Consider the following 1,934-nt stretch of genomic DNA (forward strand, 5'->3'; position numbering starts at 1 on the left):
ACGGCCGGCACCCGCCGGCCGACCAGGACCAGGTTCACCGCCCCCCGGCCGGCCAGCCACCCGGCGACCGCCTGGCCCAGCCCGCCGAAGCCGCCGGTGACCAGGTACGTCGCGTCGGCGCGCAGCACCGGGCCGGGTCCCGGCGCGGACAGGTCCCGTTCCCGCAGCCGGGCCTCGTACCAGGTGCCGTCCCGCACCGCGAGGTGGGTGGCGCCGTCGGCGTCGGCGACCCGGTCGAGGACGGTGGACAGCGCCGGCGCGGCGCCGGCCGGGTCGAGGTCCACCTGCACGCAGCGCAGGTGCGGGTGTTCGGTCAGCACCGCCCGGGTCAGCGCCGCGAGCACCGCCTGCGCCGGCACGGGCACGTCGTCCCCGGTCGGCGTCTCGGCGCCCGCGGAGCAGAGCACCACGTCCGGCGCGTCGTCGGCGTACCCCCGCAGGACCGCGCGGAGGACGGCGAGCCCGTCCCGCGCGGTGCGGTAGGCGGCGTCGGCGTCCGGTCCGGCGTCCGTGCCGTGCAGCAGCAGGCCGCGCAGCTTGACGCCCTCGGCGCGGGCCGCGTCGACCAGCCTTGCCAGGGCGGCGTCGTCGGCCGGGTCCGCCTGCACCGGGCCGCCGCCCAGCGAGGCGGTCGCCGGCACCCGGGCGTCGTCGGCGAGCACCAGCGCGGCGGCGGCGCAGCCGAGGCCGAGCAGCTGGGCATGCCAGTCCGCGACGACCTCGGGGTCGCGGCCGCAGACCAGCCAGGTGTCGCGGGGGCCCACCTCGGCCCGCCGGGCCGGCCGGCCCGGCAGCGCCGTCCAGGTCACGTCGTAGCGGTGCAGCCGCGACCCGGCCAGGCCGGTGACGAGGGTACGCGGCAGCGCGCGCAGCCGGACGCCGGCCAGCCGGGCCACCGGCTCGCCGAGCGCGGTGACCAGGTCGAGGTCCATGGCCCGTTCGCCATCCGCCGGTACGCCCCGGGAGCGGGCCCGGCACCAGACCCGGCGGGGCAGCCGGTCGTACACCTCGACCCGGTCGATGCCGGCGGGGAGCCAGAAGTCGTCCTCGCTGACCCCGAAGGCGGCGCCGACGTGCAGGCAGGCGTCGAGGACCACCGGGTGCAGCAGCCACCCGGTGCCGTCCCGTTCCGCCTCGTCCACCTCGACCAGCGCGAGGGCCTCGTCGCCGGCACGCAGCAGCCGCTTCATCGCCCGGTAGCCCGGCCCGTACTCGACGCCGATCCGCCAGAGCCGGTCGTAGAACCCGTCGAGGTCCTCGGCCGCCATCCCGGCCCGTACGCCCGCCAGGTGCAGCCGCGGCGGTGGGGGTGTGGTGCCGGCGTGCACGGCGGCGACGGTGACGTGTTGCGCCCACGGCGCGGACGCGTCGTCGGCGGGCCGGCTGAAGCAGCGCACCCGTCCGTCCGGCTCGGCGGTCGCCTGGAGGGTGAGCGGGGTGCCCTCGGCGCAGCGCAGGAACTCGTCGAAGGTGATCCCCGCCATGGTCCAGCGGGCTTCGGGGGAGTCCCCGCGGGCCGCGGCGAGTGCCCACTCGACGAGCGCGGTGGCCGGGAACACCGCCGTACCCAGCAGCCGGTGCTGGTCGACGAAGCGGAGCCGGTCGGGGAGCACGGTCCGGCTGAACCAGCGTCCGGCGATCCCGGCGATGTCCAGCGGCGCGCCGAGCAGCGGGTGGCCGCCGGCCGGCTCGACCAGCGGCCGGGCCGGCGCGGGGTCGGGTGTGGTCGGCAGCCAGTGCCGGGTGTGCTGGAACGGGTAGGTGGGCAGGTCGAGCTGGGGGTGGCCGCCCGTGGGCCGGGCGGCGAGGGTGGCGGCGGCCGCGAGGACGGTGTGCTGGTCGGCCCGTTCGCGGTGCAGGGTGTGCACGGCGAGCGCCTCGGGTCGGGTGTGGGTGTGCAGCGTGGTGAGGGTGGCGTCCGGGCCGAGTTCGAG

At 78.4% G+C, this 1,934-nt stretch carries 1 protein-coding gene; it reads right to left on the bottom strand.

Going from position 1 to position 1,934, the window contains the following annotated elements; genetic code table 11:
• Positions 1-1,934 (bottom strand): polyketide synthase dehydratase domain-containing protein (locus ONA70_RS36040; RefSeq protein WP_265010947.1); only part of this gene is annotated, 1,934 nt, incomplete at both ends.

The organism is Micromonospora yasonensis (assembly GCF_026013475.1).
Classification (GTDB): Bacteria; Actinomycetota; Actinomycetes; order Mycobacteriales; family Micromonosporaceae; genus Micromonospora; species Micromonospora yasonensis.